This window comes from Tateyamaria sp. (assembly GCF_039945315.1).
Classification (GTDB): domain Bacteria; phylum Pseudomonadota; class Alphaproteobacteria; order Rhodobacterales; family Rhodobacteraceae; genus Tateyamaria.
Genome location: NZ_JBDUXB010000019.1, coordinates 205,727 through 225,112, shown reverse-complemented (window position 1 = coordinate 225,112; position 19,386 = coordinate 205,727). Strand labels below are relative to the sequence as shown.

Genomic DNA, 19,386 nt, shown 5'->3' with positions numbered 1-19,386 from the left:
GGCATGGACAGCACACGTCAGAACATCGCAGGCCTTGGCATACTCTCGGTCCTGATCGGGATGGTTTGCATCTCGGTTAACGACATGCTCGTCAAACAGTTGTCAGGCGGCTACCCGCTGCACCAGATCGTTTTTGCCCGGTCTGGCATTGGGATCATGCTGAGCCTGCTGATCGTTCAATACGAAGGGGGATGGCAAATCCTGCGCACCTCCCATCCGTGGGCGCATGCCTTGCGGGGACTGTTGATCGTGGTGGCCAACATGACCTTTTTTGTTGCCCTGTCTGTACTGCCGCTGGCCGATGTCACCGCGCTGTTTTTCGTTGCCCCATTGTTCATCACCCTGTTGTCGATCCCAATGCTGGGGGAACGGGTCGGGCCGATGCGGTTGGGGGCTGTGGCGTTTGGTTTTGCAGGTGTGGTCGTCATGCAGCGCCCTTGGGCCGATGCCGGTGATCTGGAAGTCAGCCGTATCATGCTTTTGCTACCGGTTGTGGCAGCACTGACCTATGCGCTCAATCAGGTGATGACTCGCAGGCTGGGCGTGACCAGTAAGGCAAGTGCGATGTCCGTCTACATCCAGGCCGCCTTCATCGTGGTATCAGTTGGCTTTTTCGTAGTGGCAGGGGACGGACGGCTGGCCCAAGGAAGCACCAACCCGTCCGTTCTGTTCTTGCTGCGGGCATGGGTGTGGCCGCCAGCGCAGGACATGTGGGTTTTTCTGGGCCTTGGGATAAACGTCGCGATCGTTGGTTATTGCCTCAGCCAAGCCTACCGGCTGGCTGATGCGGCGACAGTGGCACCGTTCGAATATATCGGCCTGCCGCTCGCCGTCTTTTGGGGGTATGTCGTGTTCGGCGAGTTTCCGGCATTCGAGGTTTGGGTGGGGATTTTCATGATCCTCGGCGCGGGCCTGTTCGTTTTTCTGCGCGAACGGCACAAATCCAGAATGCTCGGCCACGCACAACCCAAGCGGCGCTATTGACGCTTCAGACCCCTGTTTCGATAACAACTTTGCCCGTGGCTTTACGACTGCGCAGCAACTCCAGCCCCTCATTGGCCCGCTCCAACGGCAACATGTGGCTCACGTGCGGTTTCAGCTTTCCTTCTGCGTACCAACCAAACAGCACTTCAAAGCTGTCGGTCAGAACCTTGGGGTTCACCCGCATATAGCCGCCCCAATAGTACCCGATCACGGTGAGGTTTTTGACCAGCAGAATATTGGCCGGGATTTGCGGCACCGTCCCGCTGGCAAAGCCAAGCGGCAGCAGACGCGCTTCAGGATTACAGGCTCTGAGTGCTGCGTTAAACAAATCCCCCCCCACCGGGTCATAAACGACATCCGCACCACCCAGTGCTTTGACATCTGTGCGCAGATCACAGGTATCACTGTCCAGCACATGATCTGCGCCGGCAGCCTTTGCCACCTCCAGCTTGGCCGCACCGCGTGCAACAGCAATGACCTCAGCTCCCATCAGTTTGCCAAGCTCGATCGCCGTCAAACCAACACCGCCCGAGGCACCCAACACCAACAACCGCTCGCCGGGTTTCAGGCCCGCCTTGTAGTCAAGACCAACATGGCTTGTCCCATAGGCGATCAAAAAGGCCGCCGCGTCTTTGGCGGACATTTCATCGGGAATAGGCACGCAGATATTGGCAGGCAGCGCCGCGTATTCGGCAAGCCCACCAAACCCGGAATAGGCGGCCACACGCTGGCCTACGGCCAGATGGGTCACACCAGTCCCCACAGCCTCGACCGTGCCGCACATCTCCATTCCAACGGTCGCCGGCAGGGGTGGTTTTTCCTGGTAGGTGCCTTTGACAATCAGAATGTCGCCAAAGTTCAGACCGCAGGTATGGATGCGCAACAACACTTCACCCGCTGCGGGGGTCGGCACATCGATATCACGCAGCTCAAGCGGCTGGCCAAGGCTGGTAAGTTGCATGGCACGCATAGGCGGTTCTCCTTGGAAGTTCAGGAGCCGTCAGTCATCGCTGCGCCCCATTTGCCAGACCACATAGCTGATTTGCACCGCGCCAAACAACAGCCCGTTAAAGAACCACAGAATGAAAAGGAGCAGGAACGCGTCTTTGCTGCCTTGGGCACGGGTTGCAATCTCAAGCGTGTCAGTCAGCCACAGGATCGTAACAAAGGCCGCGGACAGGGCAAAACCGACAGCAGTCCCGTTGAGGAACAACCGGATGAGCGGGTTAGGATCGTTTGTCATACCTATGAGCTAGGGCAGCATTGGGTGCCTGTCGAGAGCATGCGCGCCGACCCCGTCCCAAGTTCACCTTGGAGGCGGCGGAAGCACGTCTTTTGACTGGAGCACTTCGAGGATATCAATAATCGTCTGTGTGCTTGCGTCTACGGAACCTTCGAAAAACACTCCAACCCCGCCTTCTCCCAGTTCCTGTGTGCCACCGGCATCATAAGTCGGTGCAAGGGAGGAAAGTTCCGCGGGCAGTTCTGGACATATCGGATGATTTGTCAGGATCGCATCGGTGGCCTTGAAGAAGATTTCTCTGACCTGCTTGATGGACTCTTTCGCCTCGGACGATGTGGGCAACCGATCTGGCGTAAGCCTCAGATCCACAACGCGGAAGAAAAGGCAGTCATCCCTGAACATCGCAGAGGCAGTGACCCCAACGGTCAGACCGCCCGTAAAAATCTCCTCGCCGCGTTCGCGATCGCTGCCAAGTTGGCCTTCGCAGCGGAAAAGTTTGGCGTCGATTTTCCCGCCCAGCGTAAGTGCGATATTGTCGGTCCGGGCGACGGCCTCTGTCACGCCGATTTGAGCGTCGCAGATATCGACGAGTGCTTTTCCTGTGAGCTCGTTCACCAAAATTTCCTGCGCCCGTCGTAGATCCAGTACGCTTTGGATGGCAATCCGTGTTGCACTCACGTCCATGAGGTTGAGCGACAAGTCCACTGGAACTTCGCGCTCTCCCAGCATTACGGTCGGGCTTGCATCGAAGGTGACTTCCTCGGCAAGCGCCGCACTCGCGACAAGACCAGTCATCGCAAAAGCAAGAAGTGCAATCCGACCTCTCATTGTTCACCTCCTACGATACCGCGGGCCTGCGTGAGTGCCAGCAGTTCCATCAGCGTGGCCGCACTGGTATCCACGGAACCGCGCAGAGCAACGCCGATGCCACCGTCACCGATTTCGCGTGTGCCCCCGGTTTCGAGGGTCGGCGCCAACGAAGAAAGTTCAGGTGGCATCTTGGGGCAAATGACGTTCTCCTGTGCAAATGCCTCGGCCTTCGTCAGGATCACCTCTTCGACACGCTCCGTGAGCCCGAACAAGTTGACCAACCCGCCCAAAAAACCAGTGGGCTGGAGCACAACGTCGGCGAGGTCGAAACGGACGCATTGTCCGCTGACATTGGCGCGCGCCGCGGCTGCGACTCCGATGGTCGTCGAGATCAGCCTCGCGCCACGCCCCTCAACGCCTTGTGTCTTTTCACCGCGGCACCGATAGAGCTCTACGTCTACCGTGCCGACCAGCCCGATCAGGTCGCCTGTAGCGCCCATCTCGTCGAGATTGGCAACGACGTTCAGCGCGCAGCCTTCCTCGATTGGCCCGGACAGCAGTTCCGGCGCCCGGGCCTGAAACGCGCGCAAATCCAAAAGCCCCCGAAAGCCGAGGCGCGTTGGTGTGACGCTGCTCAGGCCCGCGTTGAGTGTAAAAGGTACTGCTTTTCCACGCGCGTTGATCTCATCAGTGATACCGAACCGAATGTCACCGGAGTAATCAGCCGGAGTCGCTCGAACAGCAGCAGGTTGGGCGTCCAATTCGGTTTTCAAACGCTCTGTGCTGGTGCTAGCGCAAGAAACGAGGAGAATGAGGCTAGAAAGAACAATCAGTGCACCACCGCGCGCTCTCGTTCTTTTCGATTGATGTTTCATGCGTTTCTTCCGCGGCACTGCAGTCCAACTGCGTGTATACAGCCTGTGGCAGCGGGTCAAATTCTTGTGCCGCGTCAGACAGATGTCTCACAAGCGCTGCGTTAAGCAAGTCGCGGCTTTGCAACGCGATCAATCGTGCATAATCTGGGACTATGATGGAATTTCGTACTGCCCAACCTTCCGATAACTTACGCTGCTTTGAAATCGAGACTGCTGCATATGAAGGCGACGAAGCCGCGACCCTCGAAAAGATATCAAGGCGGATCGAGATTTACCCCGAAGGTTTCCTCATTCTCGAATTAGAAGGAGCGATTGTTGGCTTCGTAAACTGTGGATGTGCGCATGAGGTCGAAATGTCCGATGAGGAATTCAAAGAGCTGATTGGGCATGACCCCGACGCACCCAACGTCATCATCATGTCTGTCGTTGTCGATCCCGCTCAACAGGGAAAAGGCCTGTCACGAGCGTTGATGGAGGAGTTCGTCCAGCGCATGAGGCGGATGAACAAGACAACGTTACATCTGATGTGCAAAGATCATCACGTGCCGCTTTATGAGAAGTTTGGGTACCGATATTTACAGCCATCCACGTCTGATCATGGCGGAATGGCCTGGCATGAAATGTCTATGCCTCTTTGACCGCAGCTGCGAGCCGCGCGATCCTTAAAACGCCTCAGGCCGCGCCTCTCGCGCCATATGATCCAGAACCGCATTCACAAAGCTCGGCTCTTTCCCATCCGGGAAAAAGGCCCGTGCGACATCCACGTATTCCGTGATGACCACCTTTGGTGGGGTGGACGTATCGCGCAGTTCCGCACCCGCAGCACGAAACAGCGCCCGGATCGTCGGATCAATCCGCGCGATTGGCCATTTGGCGACCAGCCCCCGGTCCGTCATCTGATCAATCGGCGCCTGATAGTTCACTGCATCATCCATCACGCGGGCAAAGTGGTCCGGATCACCTTCGGTCATCTCGTCGCCCTCATAGGACGCGCCAAAGCGGTGATCCATAAATTCGACCTTGATTTGATCGACGGTCTGCGCGCTTTGCTCCATCTGGAACAGCGCCTGCACAGCATACAACCGCGCCGCTGAACGCATCTTGCGTTTCTGGTTGCCCGAAAGGGTCATGTGGTGGTGGACCTCGTGTTGCCGGCCAACTGATACTCGGACGCGGGTTTGAACCCGACACCCTTGCCTTGGCGGACCCACTTACGGCTGAGCGCGATCAGGTGCAAGGCCGCAGCGGCCGCACCGCCACCTTTGTTTTGGCCCGCAGGGTCAGCGCGCACCTCGGCCTGCGTCACGTTTTCGACCGTAAGGATGCCGTTGCCGATGCACAGCCCCTGCAAACCCAGCACTTGCAGTGCCCGAGAACTATCATTGCAGACCGTTTCGTAATGCGTCGTCTCCCCTCGGATCACGCAGCCAAGGGCGACATAGCCATCAAAATTCGACATCCGTTCCGATATCCCGATGGCCGTCGGGATTTCCAAGGCACCGGGCATCTCGACCAAATCCCACGTGGCGCCTGCGGCCTCGATCTCGGCCTTGGCCCCTGACACCATGTTTTCGGCAATCGCCTTGTAATAGGGTGACACCACAATCAGCAGTTTTGTCGGCTGGTCGAATTCTGGGCGGTCCAGCACGTTATGTTCGATTGAAGCCATGTCTACTCTCCCAAAATCGGACGGGTACCGACGATCTCAAGACCGTAGGCGTCAATGCCCATATAGGTCGTGCGCGGGCTGTCCGTCAGCAGGATCAGGCGCGTGAGCCCCATGTTGGACAGCATCTGTGCGCCGAGCCCCGTGTTCTTGACGATGCGCGGACCGGCCTCTTCTTCGTCGAACAGCGCCTTGCGGGGCTGGCGGAACAGGCAGACGACACCGCGCCCTTCCTCGGCAATGATCTCCATCGCGCGGGGCAATTCACCGACAGGTTTGTCGGACAGACCCAAAATATCAGTGACTTCGGCCAGCGCATGGGTACGCACAAGTACCGGTTCGTCAGTGCTGAGATCGCCCTTGGACAGCGTCACATGTTCGATGCCGTGGGTCTGATCAGTAAAAATGCGCATGTGCCAGTCCCCACCATGCTGCGAGGTCACAGTGCTGCTGGCCGTCTCGACCACCAGATTGTCATGACGGCGGCGATAGCTGATCAGGTCGCTGATGGTCCCAATTTTCAGCCCATGGCGCTCAGCATATTCGACAAGGTCGGGCAAGCGGGCCATGGACCCGTCTTCGTTCATGATCTCGCAAATCACAGAGGATGGGTAATGCCCCGCCAACCGGGCAACATCGCACCCTGCTTCGGTATGCCCTGCGCGCACCAAAACGCCACCCTTGCGCGCGCGCAATGGAAAGACATGCCCAGGGGTCGCAAGCTCGGCTGCAGTGGCCTGCGGATTTACCAACGTGGAAATCGTAAGCGCACGGTCAGCCGCAGAAATGCCTGTGGACACACCCTCACGCGCCTCGACAGACACGGTGAACGCGGTCTCGTGTCGGGATGAGTTGTGCATCGCCATCATCGGCAAACCCAACGCATCCACCCGTTCAGACGGCAATGTCACGCAGATCAGCCCACGACCATGGGTGGCCATGAAATTGACCGCCTCGGGCGTCGCGAAATTGGCTGGGATCACCAAATCGCCTTCATTTTCGCGATCCTCGTGATCGACCAGAATGAACATCTGTCCCGCGCGCGCGGCTTCGATGATCTCTTCGATGGGCGAGATGGCAGCAACAAGGTCTGTCTCGACCGGACCGGGGGTTTCAAAGCTCATGTTTCACCTTAAACAGCACGTGCACGCGACATAAAGGAAGGCCAGAGACTTTGCCAGTGGGACGCGGCGCACAATCACCCTGCGCCCAACACTTCTCTGAACTCAGAAAATCCTCCCCGAAGGATCGGGCAGCCCAAAGCGCAACTGCACATGATGCGAGCACGCCCACCAAAAGCGCCAGATTGTCGTCAGGCCCCTGGGCCTGTCCGCAAGATCACCCAGCCTCAGCCAGACGGGCGACGTAACGGGCAAGCGTGTCAATCTCGAGGTTTACCATATCCCCCACGGCCACATCGCCCCATGTGGTGACATCTTTGGTGTGCGGGATGAAATTGATGCCAAAGACCGCCCCCTGCACCTCATTCACAGTCAGAGATGTGCCATTCAAGGCGACGGACCCTTTGGGCGCGATAAAACGGGCCAGATCCTCGGGTGCGCGCAACTGCACCCGGGTGCTGTCACCGTCATCGACTACAGATACGACCTCGGCCACCCCGTCTACATGGCCCGATACGATGTGCCCGCCCAACTCGTCGCCAACTTTCAAAGCCCGTTCAAGATTGACCCGTTTGCCGACCTCCCAACCTGCAAGGTTGGTCTTTGAAACCGTCTCGGCACTGATCTGCACGTCATACCAATCGGGGCCCAAGTCCACCACGGTCAGACACACCCCATCCGAGGCGATGGATGCGCCCATATCGATGCGGGCCGTGTCATAGCCTGTGGAGATGCGCGCGCGCAGATCGCCCTCTTGCTTGAGGTCAACCAAAGTGCCGATATCGGTGATGATGCCAGTGAACATACGCAGCTCGCCTTTATTGTCAGTAAAGCTCAGGTAGCGGTGCAGACGCCGCAGGGCAAGGGTACCAAGCATTGCGCGCACGCACTGACTGGGCCATAAAATCGCCCCAGTCCCGTGTTCACCTCAGGGAAAGAAATGCCGAGTATCAAAGACCAGATGACACCGCACGCCCCTGATGCCCGGGTGTTCCTGTTCTTGCAGGGGCCACACGGGCCGTTTTTCAACCGTCTTGGTGCCATGTTGCGCAAGGCGGGCACGACGGTGTGGCGCGTCGGGTTCAATGCCGGCGATCGCGCCTTCTGGTTTCATCCGGACAGTTATGTTCCTTTTCGCGGTACGACAGGCGATTGGGGCGAAACATTTTGCAGGCTGGTCGACGAAAAAGGCATCACCGATATCGTCCTTTACGGGGATGTGCGCCCCATCCACGCCGAAGCGGTCGCCGAGGCCAAGCGGCGCGGCATTACCGTTCATGTCTTTGAAGAAGGGTATATGCGCCCTTACTGGGTGACCTATGAGCGTGGCGGCACCAATGGTCATTCCCGACTGATGGATATGAGTGTAGCGCAAATGCAAGATGCGCTTGCACTCTCGGATATGGAAGCGCCCCTTCCGCCAGGCCATTGGGGCGACATGCGCCAGCACGTATTTTACGGCGCGCTCTATCATTGGTTTGTGATGTTTCGGAGTGGCGACTACCGCAATTTTCAACCCCATCGCGCACTAACCGTGGGCCAGGAATTTAGGCTCTACATTCGGCGGTTGCTGCTGATGCCCGTGCACACTTTGGACCGGATACAAGCCACGCTGCGCATCCGTTATGGCGGCTTTCCATACCATCTGGCCTTGCTGCAGCTCGAACATGACAGCAGCTTTCAGGAGCATTCCCCATTCGCATCGATGACGGAATTCCTGGATGTGGTGATCCGCGGTTTTGCCGCTGGTGCTCCTGGCCACCATCATCTGGTGATCAAGGCACACCCACTGGAAGACGGGCGCGCACCAATTCGCCGCCACATTAAAGCACTGATGACTGAGTTGGACCTTAAGGGTCGCGTCCACTACGTGCGTGGCGGAAAACTGGCCCAATTGCTCAACGATGCCCGCAGCGCGGTCACGGTAAACTCAACGGCGGCTCAGCAAGTGCTCTGGCGCGGTATTCCGCTAAAGGTTTTTGGGCGGGCGGTCTTTGCCAAACCCGAATTTGTCAGCGATCAGTCCATGCCCGAATTTTTCGCCGGGGCCACCCGTCCTGACAACAAAGCCTACAAGGATTATCGCCGCTATTTGCTTGAAACCAGCCAATTACCTGGCGGGTTTTACTCTGCGCGTGGGCGACGGCAGTTATTGCGGCAAGTCGTCGATATGATGCTATCTGGCGAAGATCCGTACGATGCGCTGGCCTCTGGCACCGCGGCCCCAAGGCAACAGTTGCGTTTGGTGACCTAAGGCACACTATCCCTATGGCTAGATTTTATCGCCAGACTCCGGTAACTTGCACCCAAATCAGGAGCACAAAAACCGCTCCGCTACAAAAACGTGATGTGGGCCAACCCACGTCCTGAGGCAGAACAAAAACAGGTCGAGGAGACCGAGCAGTGATTTTCCAGTCTTTACGCTGGGCGCGCACCGTCGCGCTACTTGCTATTGTGGGCATCGTTTCATCGTGCGGTTTGCCGAATGTCGGTCCTAACAAGCGCGAAATCTTCTCGGGATCAGTTCAGAAACAGGGCGACGCCTTTGTTGTGGAAGTCAATGATCGGGTCACACGCGCAACTGCAGTCGCGCCAGCGTTGGGGTTCAACGATGGGTTTACCAGTGCTGGTGTCGTTGGGTCTGACACAATCCAGCCTGGCGACATTTTGGGCCTAACAATTTGGGAAAACGTCGACGAAGGCTTGCTGGTGGGACAAGGCCAAAACGCCACCGCGCTCGAAGAGGTGCAGGTCGACGGATCCGGGTTCATCTTTGTGCCCTATGCCGGACGTATCCGGGCTGCGGGCAACACCCCCGAAGCAATACGTCGCATTATCACCACCAAGCTCGAAGAGCAGACGCCGGACCCCCAAGTGCAGGTTCGCCGCCTTGCTGGTGATGGATCGACAGTGTCGCTGACCGGTGCAGTTGGTGCACAGGGCGTGTATCCCATCGAAAGGCCAACCCGCACTTTGTCCACCATGCTCGCCCGCGCCGGTGGTGTGACGATCGTGCCTGAGATCGCTCAGATCACTGTCATTCGCGGCAACCAGCGCAGCCGCATCTGGTTCCAGGACCTGTTTGACCATCCCGAACGTGACATTGCGTTGCGCGGTGGTGACCGCATTCTTGTCGAAGAAGACACCCGCGCATTTACCGCGCTCGGCGCCACAGGCGGACAGGCGCGCGTTCCGTTTTTCTCGCAGGATCTGAGTGCGCTTGAAGCCATTGCACAGGTCGGAGGTCTGCAATCGGCAACCGCTGACCCAACGGGCATCTTTGTCCTGCGCAATGAGCCAGAAGAGATATCCAATGCTGTTCTGGGTCGAAATGATTTGGTTGGTGCCCAGCGCCTTATTTATGTACTGGACCTGACCAAGCCCAACGGATTGTTTCAGGCCCGCGACTTCGTCATCCGGGATGACGACACAATCTACGTCACCGAAGCCCCATATGCTCAGTTCAGCAAGATCCTTGGTGCTCTTACTGGTCCGGCTGTTTCGTTGGATGCTTTGTCGAGCCTTGGTCAATAACCATCGCCAAGGGCACACTGCGTGGCACAAACTCTCATTCCCACCGCCGGACCTGAAAAGGCCCGGCGGCTTTACGTTTATAACGGCGGCTTTCTGACCCAGACTCGTGTGCGTCGTATTCTGAGCCTTTCGGGGTACCGTGTATCCCTTGGCCTGCCCGGCGCTGATGATCTGGTCGGGATCTGGGGCAATTCTCCGACCGCCCATCGCGGTCTGTCCGTGGCCGCAAAACGCAACACGCCCGTGCTGAGGATTGAGGACGCTTTCTTGCGTTCATTGTTCCCCGGGCGTGCCGGTGCCCCACCTCTTGGGTTACTCATGGACAGCAAGGGCGCACATTTCAACGCGGCGCGCCCCTCCGATCTGGAGGATATACTGGCCAAACATCCGCTGGATGACACGGCGCTGCTGGACCGGGCCCGCGGCTGCATCGCACGCATCCAAGAGGCCCATCTAAGCAAATACACAGCCTTTGAACCCGACACCCCTGTGCCCGCACCCGGCTATGTTCTGGTCATCGATCAGACGCGCGGAGACGCGTCCGTCACGGCCTCTGGCGCGGATCGCAACCGTTTCCTTGAGATGCTGTTTGTTGCCCGCGACGAACACCCCGGTGCGCGGATTGTGATAAAGACGCACCCAGAAACCGAGCAAGGCTATCGTGAGGGCTATTTCAGCGCTGATGACGCCAGGGATGGGGTGGAAATTCTGCGCGATCCAGTCAGCCCGTGGGCCCTGTTTGAGGGGGCAATCGCGGTTTACACGGTCTCTTCCGGCCTTGGGTTTGAGGCGATGCTAACGGGACATAAACCGCGGGTCTTTGGTCAGCCGTTTTACGCCGGGTGGGGTCTGAGCGTTGATGAATTTCCGGTGCAGCGCCGCCAACGCAAGCTGACACGGGCGCAGCTGTTTGCCGGCGCGATGATGCTTTACCCCAAGTGGTACGATCCGTTTCGCGACAGTTTGTGCGAGATTGAGACAGCGATCGAGACGCTCGCGGCCGAGACCCGCGCATGGCGCGAAGATCACAAAGGCTGGGTCGCAAGCGGCATGCGCATGTGGAAACGCAAACCCATGCAGAAGGTGTTTGGTCGCTACAAGGCGATGACATTCATTGATGACCCCGCTGCCGCCCGCGCCAGCGCGCGCCCATGGATGGTTTGGGCGGGCAAGGCCGAGGTGGGCCATCAGGCCGCACTTCGGGTTGAGGACGGGTTTCTGCGCTCAAAAGGTTTGGGCGCAGAACTTGTGCCGCCCCTGTCACTGGTGACCGACGATCTGGGCATCTACTATGATCCGTCCCGCCCAAGCCGCCTTGAAAAGCTGATCCAAATGCGCAGCACTCTGCGTCCCGATCAGGCGCGACGGGCAGAGGCGTTGATAAGAGCGCTCACGCGTGACCAGATCAGCAAGTACAATCTGGACGGTGCACTCCCCGAATTGCCGGAAGGTCCGCGTGTTTTGGTGGTTGGTCAGGTCGAAGACGATGCGTCGATCCGGACCGGCACCGGTCAGATCAAAACCAATAGCGCACTGCTGGAGGCGGCACGTACGGCACATCCAAACGCTACGCTGATCTACAAACCCCACCCGGACGTAGAGGCAGGCCTGCGCGCCGGGGCGTTTGATGCAAGCGAATTGGCAGATGTGGTGGCCGATCAAAGTGACATCACGGCCCTTCTGGGCGCTGTGGATACGCTGTGGACCATGACCTCTCTGGCCGGTTTCGAGGCTCTGTTGCGCGGTGTTTCGGTCGTCACAGTGGGCGTTCCATTTTATGCAGGCTGGGGCCTCAGCACCGATCACGGCGACGTTCCCCCGCGGAGACGCGAGAATGTCACACTGACAGGCTTGGTTCATGCCGCATTGATCGATTACCCACGCTACTTTGATCCAGTGACCGGTCTACCCTGCCCTGTTGAGGTTGTCGCCGAGCGTCTGGCAAGTGGCGCGGTGCCCCATCCGGGGTGGTCAAATCGTGCATTGTCAAAGCTGCAAGGGCTGCTGGCCAGTCGCGCGCATTTGTGGCGCTAGAGCGCGCGACGCCATTCGTGGCAGATATCCGGGCCGATGCGCCGCACCGTGTCCAGATCGAACCGCGCAGCCTCTGACAGCTTGCCAAGACCAAGCGCCCCGATATTGGGCAGACCCTCAGCCCCAATCGCGACACCCGCAGTAAAGCCCACCAGTCGGTCCACAAGATCCGCCTCGATCAGCGCGGCGGCCAGCGCGCTGCCACCTTCGCAAAATACCCGCGTGAGCCCATAGGCACCCAGTTGTTTCAGCACGTCCTGCGGATCAAGCTGGCTGCCCCGCGCAGCACATGAAACCAAGTGCGCGCCTAGATCAGCCCATGTCTTTTGCAACATCGGGTTGGCGTCCCGTCCGTGACACAACAAGACAGGGATTTCGCGCGCCGTGCGGGCCAGATTGCCAAGCAGCGGGACATCAAGACGACGCGATACCACCACACGCGCAGGCTGATGATCCACCCCGAGCCCACGTACCGTCAGCGAAGGATCGTCATGGCGTGCCGTGCCTCCGCCCACCATGACAGCGTCATGGCGCGCGCGCATGGCGTGCACAACGCGCCGCGCTTCGGATCCCGTGATCCACTGGCTTTCACCGGTACCTGTTGCGATCCGACCGTCAAAGCTGCTGGCAAGTTTAAGTGTGACAAGCGGACGGCCCTGTTCCGTGCGCAAAAGAAACCCGGTCAGATCTGCCTCGGCCTCGTCCGCGCAAACGCCTGTTTCGACGTCGATCCCGGCCTTTTCCAGCCGCGCAATGCCAGCCCCATCCACGCGTGGATCACTGTCCTGCAAAGCGACGACAACGCGCGCAACTTTTGCGTCAATCAACGCCTCCGCACAGGGAGGTGTCTTGCCATGGTGCGCGCAAGGTTCAAGGGTGACATAGGCGGTGGCGCCTTGGGCCGCCGAACCCGCCTGCGCCAAAGCTTGGGTTTCGGCATGGGGTCTTCCACCCGGCTGAGTCCAGCCGCGTCCAACAATCCGACCCGCTTTGACGATCACACAGCCAACAGCAGGATTGGAACCCGTGTTCCCCTGCCCGCGCCGCCCCAAGCTTAGGGCGAGCGCCATGAAGCGAGTGTCGCTGCGCGCGCTCACTCGTCTGATTGGCTGTCGGGTCGCAGTTCCTGTACGAATTTGTCGAAGTCATCCGCAGCCTGGAAGTTCTTGTAAACGCTGGCAAAGCGCACATAGGCGACCGTGTCGATCCGATGCAGGGCTTCCATTACAATCTCACCGATGGTCTTGGACGGGATGTCGGTTTCCCCCATGGATTCCAAGCGGCGGACAATCCCCGAGATCATCTGATCAATCCGCTCGGGATCGATGGGACGTTTCTGCATTGAGATGCGGATGGAGCGTTCGAGCTTGTCGCGGTCGAAGTCCTCACGCTTGCCATTGGATTTGATCACAACAAGGTCACGCAACTGCACGCGTTCATAGGTGGTAAAGCGCCCACCACAGGCTGGACAAAAGCGACGACGCCGGATGGATACGTGATCCTCTGCGGGACGGCTGTCTTTCACCTGAGTGTCTATATTTCCGCAAAACGGACAGCGCATCGCCCATCCCCCTCTTACAAATCCTGCCAGTGGTAGGGGTTTGCCCCCTATTCCACGAAACTATACGAGGTTGCCTAGGTTTTGGGTAGTCCAGAAATTGCACCGCTAGATAAGCGGTACTGGTCCAGTGTCATCGATGGACAATCTGCCCATTTGGCAAGCGGATGCGCACAGCACGAAGATCGCTCCCGAAGCAAAGCGAATGGGCGTGACCCGCAGAAAACGACTTGCCAGTGGTTTGCACGCCCTGTGAATAGGATTTGGACGCATTCGGCACTTCTAGCGTTGTGAATAAGACACCCTTTCGACCCTGAACAGCGACAGACGGTCCACGGGCTTGTTTTATGTAAATTTCGCCGTTGGTCATTCCGAGGACTCGCGTGGCGAATATTCCAGCTGCGCACCACATTTGCGTCCCGCCCGCACCGTCCGCTTCGATCGCTTCGAATGTCGTCTTATCAAGCGGCACAATTGGGACTGTAAAGGTTTCTAGAATCCCAAATCCAAAAGCATTGACGTTCAGCGGTGTCAGAACGGCAAGCATCGCGGCAACGGCCAAAGGCTTTGACATGAAACTACTCCTCTTGTTGTGCCCAGAATAAGCCTTTTGCGGCACATTGATAGTCGTACTGGTGTCGATGCGAACGCTTTGGTGCATGGGCGGTCACTGCAAATGCGCCACAACACGGCGGGTTTTGGGGGCATCGCGGTGTTCGAAAAGGTAAATGCCCTGCCATGTGCCCAGTGCAAGCCGTCCGCCCGAAACCGGAATGTTCAGGCTAACGGGCAGCATGGCCGCCTTGATATGCGCGGGCATATCGTCGGGACCCTCGTAGGTATGCGTCAGGTAAGACATCGAAGGATCTGTGCTGCGCGGCACGAGCTTGCCAAAAAATGCGGCGAGGTCGGTTTGCACCTCGGGGTCCGCGTTTTCCTGAATGAGCAGCGAGCAAGAGGTGTGTTGGACAAACAGGGTGAGCAGACCCGTACCCGTTGCCCACTGGGCCACGTCCCGGGTGAATTCGTAAAGGCCCTGACCGCTGGTTTGGAGTGTGAAGGTCGTTTGCATATAGCGCCCCTTTTTAGCGGAACACCCTATCACCCTGTTCGTCGATCATCTGTTTGGCCTTGGCGATTGAGGCCGCCGCGGCCTCGTCCGGATCGCCAATTGTGTCGGCGCGGATCAGCGTGTGGCTCAGTGTCTCGCCATCGACCTCTTTTTCGATGCGGGCGCAGATACGGTATTGTGTGCCGTCGCGCTGTGGCGTCGGTGTGATTTGAAACTCTTTATAGGTCTCACCCGCTGCTTCGTTCGGGCCGTCGCGGCCACCGCCAAATAGCTTTTTCAAAAAGGACATTTGGTTACCTCATCGCATCGCAATTGCAGTTGGAACGAAAAAGGCCACAGACGGGGATACCCGTCCGTGGCCTTGGATCTTTTAGGCGTGCATCACTGATCCAAGAACGAACGCAGCTTGCGACTTCTGCTCGGGTGCTTGAGCTTGCGCAGCGCTTTCGCCTCGATCTGGCGAATACGTTCGCGGGTCACGCTGAACTGCTGGCCAACCTCTTCGAGAGTGTGGTCTGTGTTCATCCCGATACCAAAGCGCATGCGCAGCACGCGTTCTTCACGTGGGGTAAGCGAAGCAAGTACGCGTGTCGTGGTTTCCTTCAGGTTTTCCTGGATTGCGGAATCCAGCGGCAGGACCGCGTTTTTGTCTTCGATGAAATCGCCAAGCTGGCTGTCTTCCTCGTCCCCAATTGGGGTTTCGAGCGAAATCGGTTCCTTGGCGATCTTCATCACCTTGCGGACCTTTTCAAGCGGCATTTGAAGCTTTTCGGCCAGTTCTTCTGGCGTAGGTTCGCGTCCGATCTCGTGCAGCATCTGGCGGCCAGTCCGGACCAATTTGTTGATTGTTTCGATCATGTGCACGGGGATACGGATGGTGCGCGCCTGATCTGCGATAGACCGTGTGATCGCTTGCCGGATCCACCATGTGGCGTAGGTGCTGAACTTGTAACCGCGACGATACTCGAATTTATCGACGGCCTTCATCAAGCCAATGTTGCCTTCCTGGATGAGATCAAGGAATTGCAAGCCACGGTTAGTATATTTTTTGGCGATGGAGATGACGAGACGCAGGTTGGCCTCCACCATTTCTTTCTTCGCCTGACGGGCTTCTTTTTCGCCCTTCTGAACCTGTTGCACGATGCGGCGGAATTCAGAAATATCGAGGCCGACATACTGACCAACTTGCGCCATGTCGTTGCGCAGCTCTTCAACTTTACCGGCTGAGCGTTCAATGAACATCTGCCAGCCGCGGCCAGATTTTTCGCCCATTTCTTCCAGCCAGTTGGGGTCCAATTCGCGACCACGATAGGAATCAACAAATTCCTTACGGTTGATGCGGGCTTGGTCGGCCAGTTTTACGATGGCGGAGTCGATCTGCATGATACGGCGGTTGATGCCGTAAAGCTGGTCGATCAAAGCCTCGATACGATTGTTGTGCAGGTGCAGTTCATTGACCAGCAGCACGATTTCGGCCCGCAGCTTTTGGTAGGTCGCTTCGTTCTTGTCAGAGAATGAGCCGTCTTCGTTCAGAGTCGCCGAAATCCGGCTGTCCTGCATTTCGGACAGCATGGCGTAGTCGTTGGCGATGATGTCGAGGGCCTCAAGCACTTGCGGCTTAAGTGCCGCCTCCATCGCAGCAAGCGACATGTTGGCCTGTTCGTCTTCATCGTCATCGTCGTCTTTGGCAATCGGGTTGCCGTCGGCATCAAGTTCGGGGCTGTCGTCGGTTTTGGCCTCGGGTGCGCCGGCGGTTGGCACCACAGGTTCTGCAGTCTCCTCGCCTTCTTCGCCCATCTGGTTGCCGAATGTCGCCTCAAGGTCGATCACATCGCGCAGCAGGATCTCTTCGGACAAAAGTTCGTCGCGCCAGATGGTAATCGCCTGAAAGGTGAGTGGGCTTTCGCACAAGCCCGCGATCATCGTGTTGCGACCGGCCTCGATTCGCTTGGCGATCGCAATCTCGCCCTCGCGGCTCAAAAGCTCAACGCTACCCATTTCCCGCAGATACATGCGGACTGGGTCGTCAGTACGATCGAGTTTTTCCTGACCCGTGGCGCCCAGCGTCAAATCGCGGGTGCCTTCGGTGGTGGTCACATCGGTCGAACCTTTTTGCTCTTCCTCTTCGGCCTCTTCATCTTCGATAATGTTGATGCCCATTTCAGACAACATAGACATCACATCTTCGATCTGTTCGGAGCTTACCTGATCAGGTGGCAACACCGTGTTGAGCTGATCATAGGTGATGTAGCCCTTCTCGCGGGCCTCGCCGATCATCTTTTTGACGGCGGCCTGGCTCATATCGAGCGAATGCTCGTTGTCCTGATCGTCGGTCTTTGAGTCTTCGTTCGTGTCTTTTGCGGCCATGCTGGGCTCCTTCGTCGGGGCTCATAGGCGATTCGCTTAACCGAATCGCTAAAGAATCATTTCGTGGTCTGGGTGATTCGGCCACCCTCTTACCGTTATTTTCCTAATGCTTTGAGGCCAAAAGGCATCACCGCCTTGGTTTGGAAAAGCTGATTTGGTCCATCAATGAGGCAAACGCGTCACGTTCGCTTTTACTGATTCGCGCGCCGTTTGCGCTGACGTCGTATTCGGCGTTGTCCTCTTTGCCCGTACGGGTTGCATGGTCGGCAGCAGCTGCAGCTTGTCCCAGCCTCCAGGTCACCCCTTCATCTGCGACCCCTTCAAGGTCCTGCATCGCATCCGCGATTTCGGCGTCCAATCCCTTCGCCGCGCTGAGTTTTGCGAGCTCTTCGGCCACGGTCATGCGGGCCATATCGCTGTCGCCTGGTGTGCGGATACAAGGTATCAGTGCCACATGGCGCGATGACATCAGGTTATCAAGGGTTTGTGGGCCCAGTGCGTCTAAAATATTTTCTCGCAACGCATCTTTGCCGCTGTGCGCGTGACGCAAAATCATATCCCGCAGGGTGGCGTGGTCTGGATCGGCGCAATTGAGGCTCTCTAATCCGCCTTCGAACTCATCCGCCACATCCGGTGTCGCGATCAGTGCTGCCAGAATGACCGCTTCACGCAAGTGGACGCCCACTTGATCGCCGCCCGCGACAAGTGCGGACGACTTAGTGCTGGGCATTGGCGTCGGTGGGGCTTGCCAGCCACGCTTGCCTTTTCCGCCCTGCCAGCCGCCACCTGTCTGAGGAGAAGCTCCACGTTTGGCGCGGAAAAGATCCCAGCGTAAGTCTTTGATTTCCTGCCCGTAGTGCTGACGGATTGAAGGATCCTGGATCAGTTTAATCTTTTCACGCAGTGCCTTGTCGAGCGCGGCCTTGCGTTCGGGGCTGTCAAAGACTTTGCCCTCAGTCTCGCGTTGCCACAGCAGGCGGACCATCGGGATCGCGTCATCCAGCAGCTTTTGCAGTGCGCCGGTCCCTTGAGCCTTGAGCAGATCGTCCGGGTCCTGCCCCTCGGGCATCAGCGCAAAGCGCAAGGACTTGCCTGCTTCAAGCGCCGGAAGGGCCAGATCGATCAACCGCATGGCCGCACGCAAACCCGCGGTATCGCCATCCAAAGCGATGATCGGTTCGTCTGCAATACGCCACAGCATGGCCAGTTGGTGTTCCGTGATGGCCGTCCCAAGCGGGGCAACGGATGCGCCAAACCCGTGTTCAGCCAGCGCGATAACATCCATATAGCCTTCGGCCACGATCAATGGCTGGCCTTTCCCTGCAGCGGTTCGGGCAGGCCCGTGGTTATAAAGACTGCGCCCCTTGTCAAACAATTCGGTCTCGGGCGAATTCAGGTATTTGGCATTGTCGTTTGGGTCCATCGCACGCCCACCAAAGGCCGTGCAGCGCCCGCGCGCATCGCGGATCGGGAACATAATGCGCCCGCGGAAAGTGTCATAGGGTTTGCCGCCCTTCTGGCTGGGTTTGGCCAGTCCGGCGCCAAGGATCAGATCATCTTCGACTCCTTTGGCCTTGAGCGCATCCCAAAGCCCTTGCCAAGCATCCGGAGCAAATCCGATTTCCCAGCGATCCTGAGCACTTGCATCAAGCCCGCGCCGTTCAAGGTAGTCGCGAGCCTCAGAGGCCACGCCCGTTTTCAGCTGCAGGCGAAAATGCTGAACCGCTTGTTCCATGACATCCGCCAGCAGCGTACGGCGATCCTGCTTTTCCTGTGCGCGCGGATCCCGTTCCGGCATCGGCATTCCGGCCTCACCAGCCAATATTTCGACCGCTTCCATGAAGCCCACATTCTCAGTTTCGCGCACAAAGCTGATCGCATCCCCTTTGGCGTGGCAACCAAAGCAGTAGTAGTAACCCTTGCGATCATCGACGTGAAAGCTGGCGGTCTTTTCGTGGTGGAACGGGCACGGCGCCCACAGATCGCCCTTGCCCTGATTAGACTTGCGCGCATCCCACATGACTTTGCGCCCGACCACCTGCCCAAGCGACAGTCGCGTGCGCAGTTCGTCCAGAAATCCAGGGGGCAGGCTCATGCTTTACAATATTGGGGCGCACAGGGT

General features: G+C 58.0%; 20 protein-coding genes. 5 read left to right on the top strand and 15 right to left on the bottom strand.

Annotated features, from left to right (window positions below):
• Positions 1-3 precede the first annotated feature (3 nt).
• Positions 4-984 (top strand): DMT family transporter, encoded by a 981-nt coding sequence (locus tag ABJD00_RS06040; protein ID WP_108835605.1) that lies wholly within the window; start codon positions 4-6, stop codon positions 982-984.
• A gap of 4 nt (positions 985-988) precedes the next feature.
• On the opposite strand, the gene ABJD00_RS06035 is transcribed toward ABJD00_RS06040, so the two are convergent.
• The 4 genes from ABJD00_RS06035 to ABJD00_RS06020 form a co-directional block, all read right to left on the bottom strand.
• The gene (locus tag ABJD00_RS06035; RefSeq protein WP_413835198.1) at positions 989-1,954 is read right to left on the bottom strand and encodes an NADPH:quinone oxidoreductase family protein; all 966 of its coding nucleotides are present in this window, start codon (positions 1,952-1,954) and stop codon (positions 989-991) included.
• Between the two features lie 30 nt (positions 1,955-1,984).
• On the bottom strand, positions 1,985-2,227 hold the full coding sequence (locus ABJD00_RS06030; RefSeq protein ID WP_413835200.1) for a hypothetical protein: 243 nt from the start codon (positions 2,225-2,227) through the stop codon (positions 1,985-1,987).
• Between the two features lie 63 nt (positions 2,228-2,290).
• Entirely contained in the window at positions 2,291-3,055 is a 765-nt protein-coding gene (locus ABJD00_RS06025; protein ID WP_413835202.1) for a hypothetical protein, read from the bottom strand.
• Complete coding sequence (locus tag ABJD00_RS06020; protein WP_413835204.1) at positions 3,052-3,810, bottom strand: hypothetical protein; 759 nt, start codon at positions 3,808-3,810, stop codon at positions 3,052-3,054. The genes ABJD00_RS06025 and ABJD00_RS06020 overlap by 4 nt, the downstream gene beginning before the upstream one ends.
• Positions 3,811-4,067: 257 nt before the next feature.
• Between ABJD00_RS06020 and ABJD00_RS06015 the strand changes: the two genes are divergently transcribed.
• The gene (locus ABJD00_RS06015; RefSeq protein WP_413848950.1) at positions 4,068-4,550 is read left to right on the top strand and encodes a GNAT family N-acetyltransferase; all 483 of its coding nucleotides are present in this window, start codon (positions 4,068-4,070) and stop codon (positions 4,548-4,550) included.
• A 24-nt stretch (positions 4,551-4,574) separates the two neighbouring features.
• Here the strand turns inward: ABJD00_RS06015 and nusB are convergent, their stop codons facing one another.
• The 4 genes from nusB to ABJD00_RS05995 form a co-directional block, all read right to left on the bottom strand.
• Positions 4,575-5,042, bottom strand: coding sequence for a transcription antitermination factor NusB (gene nusB / locus ABJD00_RS06010; protein WP_108835611.1), 468 nt, complete (start codon positions 5,040-5,042; stop codon positions 4,575-4,577).
• Complete coding sequence (locus ABJD00_RS06005; protein WP_413835210.1) at positions 5,039-5,581, bottom strand: 6,7-dimethyl-8-ribityllumazine synthase; 543 nt, start codon at positions 5,579-5,581, stop codon at positions 5,039-5,041. Before ABJD00_RS06005 ends, nusB begins: the two co-directional genes overlap by 4 nt.
• 2 nt (positions 5,582-5,583) lie before the next feature.
• The gene (gene ribB, locus ABJD00_RS06000) at positions 5,584-6,702 is read right to left on the bottom strand and encodes a 3,4-dihydroxy-2-butanone-4-phosphate synthase (protein ID WP_413835213.1); all 1,119 of its coding nucleotides are present in this window, start codon (positions 6,700-6,702) and stop codon (positions 5,584-5,586) included.
• 214 nt (positions 6,703-6,916) lie between these two features.
• Positions 6,917-7,504, bottom strand: coding sequence for a riboflavin synthase (locus ABJD00_RS05995; protein ID WP_413835660.1), 588 nt, complete (start codon positions 7,502-7,504; stop codon positions 6,917-6,919).
• A 135-nt stretch (positions 7,505-7,639) separates the two neighbouring features.
• On the opposite strand from ABJD00_RS05995, the gene ABJD00_RS05990 reads away from it, so the two are divergent.
• The 3 genes from ABJD00_RS05990 to ABJD00_RS05980 all read left to right on the top strand — a co-directional run bounded on the left by ABJD00_RS05990 (position 7,640) and on the right by ABJD00_RS05980 (position 12,267).
• Positions 7,640-8,953 carry a capsule biosynthesis protein gene (locus tag ABJD00_RS05990; RefSeq protein WP_413835215.1) on the top strand — a complete coding sequence of 438 codons (1,314 nt, stop codon included), beginning with the start codon at positions 7,640-7,642 and terminating at the stop codon, positions 8,951-8,953.
• Between the two features lie 149 nt (positions 8,954-9,102).
• Entirely contained in the window at positions 9,103-10,233 is a 1,131-nt protein-coding gene (locus ABJD00_RS05985) for a polysaccharide biosynthesis/export family protein (RefSeq protein ID WP_413835218.1), read from the top strand.
• Positions 10,234-10,254: 21 nt separating this feature from the next.
• Positions 10,255-12,267: a capsular polysaccharide biosynthesis protein gene (locus tag ABJD00_RS05980; RefSeq protein ID WP_413835221.1), complete on the top strand. Its 2,013-nt coding sequence runs from the start codon at positions 10,255-10,257 to the stop codon at positions 12,265-12,267.
• On the opposite strand, the gene ribD is transcribed toward ABJD00_RS05980, so the two are convergent.
• The 7 genes from ribD to dnaG form a co-directional block, all read right to left on the bottom strand.
• Entirely contained in the window at positions 12,264-13,364 is a 1,101-nt protein-coding gene (gene ribD / locus ABJD00_RS05975; RefSeq protein ID WP_413835224.1) for a bifunctional diaminohydroxyphosphoribosylaminopyrimidine deaminase/5-amino-6-(5-phosphoribosylamino)uracil reductase RibD, read from the bottom strand. The genes ABJD00_RS05980 and ribD overlap by 4 nt on opposite strands.
• The gene (gene nrdR / locus ABJD00_RS05970) at positions 13,361-13,828 is read right to left on the bottom strand and encodes a transcriptional regulator NrdR (RefSeq protein WP_108839031.1); all 468 of its coding nucleotides are present in this window, start codon (positions 13,826-13,828) and stop codon (positions 13,361-13,363) included. The genes ribD and nrdR overlap by 4 nt, the downstream gene beginning before the upstream one ends.
• 130 nt (positions 13,829-13,958) lie before the next feature.
• The gene (locus tag ABJD00_RS05965; protein WP_413835227.1) at positions 13,959-14,399 is read right to left on the bottom strand and encodes a hypothetical protein; all 441 of its coding nucleotides are present in this window, start codon (positions 14,397-14,399) and stop codon (positions 13,959-13,961) included.
• 93 nt (positions 14,400-14,492) lie between these two features.
• Positions 14,493-14,897 (bottom strand): secondary thiamine-phosphate synthase enzyme YjbQ, encoded by a 405-nt coding sequence (locus tag ABJD00_RS05960; RefSeq protein ID WP_413835229.1) that lies wholly within the window; start codon positions 14,895-14,897, stop codon positions 14,493-14,495.
• Between the two features lie 13 nt (positions 14,898-14,910).
• On the bottom strand, positions 14,911-15,186 hold the full coding sequence (locus tag ABJD00_RS05955) for an HlyU family transcriptional regulator (protein ID WP_413835231.1): 276 nt from the start codon (positions 15,184-15,186) through the stop codon (positions 14,911-14,913).
• Positions 15,187-15,278: 92 nt separating this feature from the next.
• Entirely contained in the window at positions 15,279-17,264 is a 1,986-nt protein-coding gene (gene rpoD, locus ABJD00_RS05950) for an RNA polymerase sigma factor RpoD (RefSeq protein WP_413835233.1), read from the bottom strand.
• Positions 17,265-17,391: 127 nt separating this feature from the next.
• Positions 17,392-19,359, bottom strand: coding sequence for a DNA primase (gene dnaG, locus ABJD00_RS05945; protein WP_413835235.1), 1,968 nt, complete (start codon positions 19,357-19,359; stop codon positions 17,392-17,394).
• Positions 19,360-19,386 lie beyond the last annotated feature (27 nt).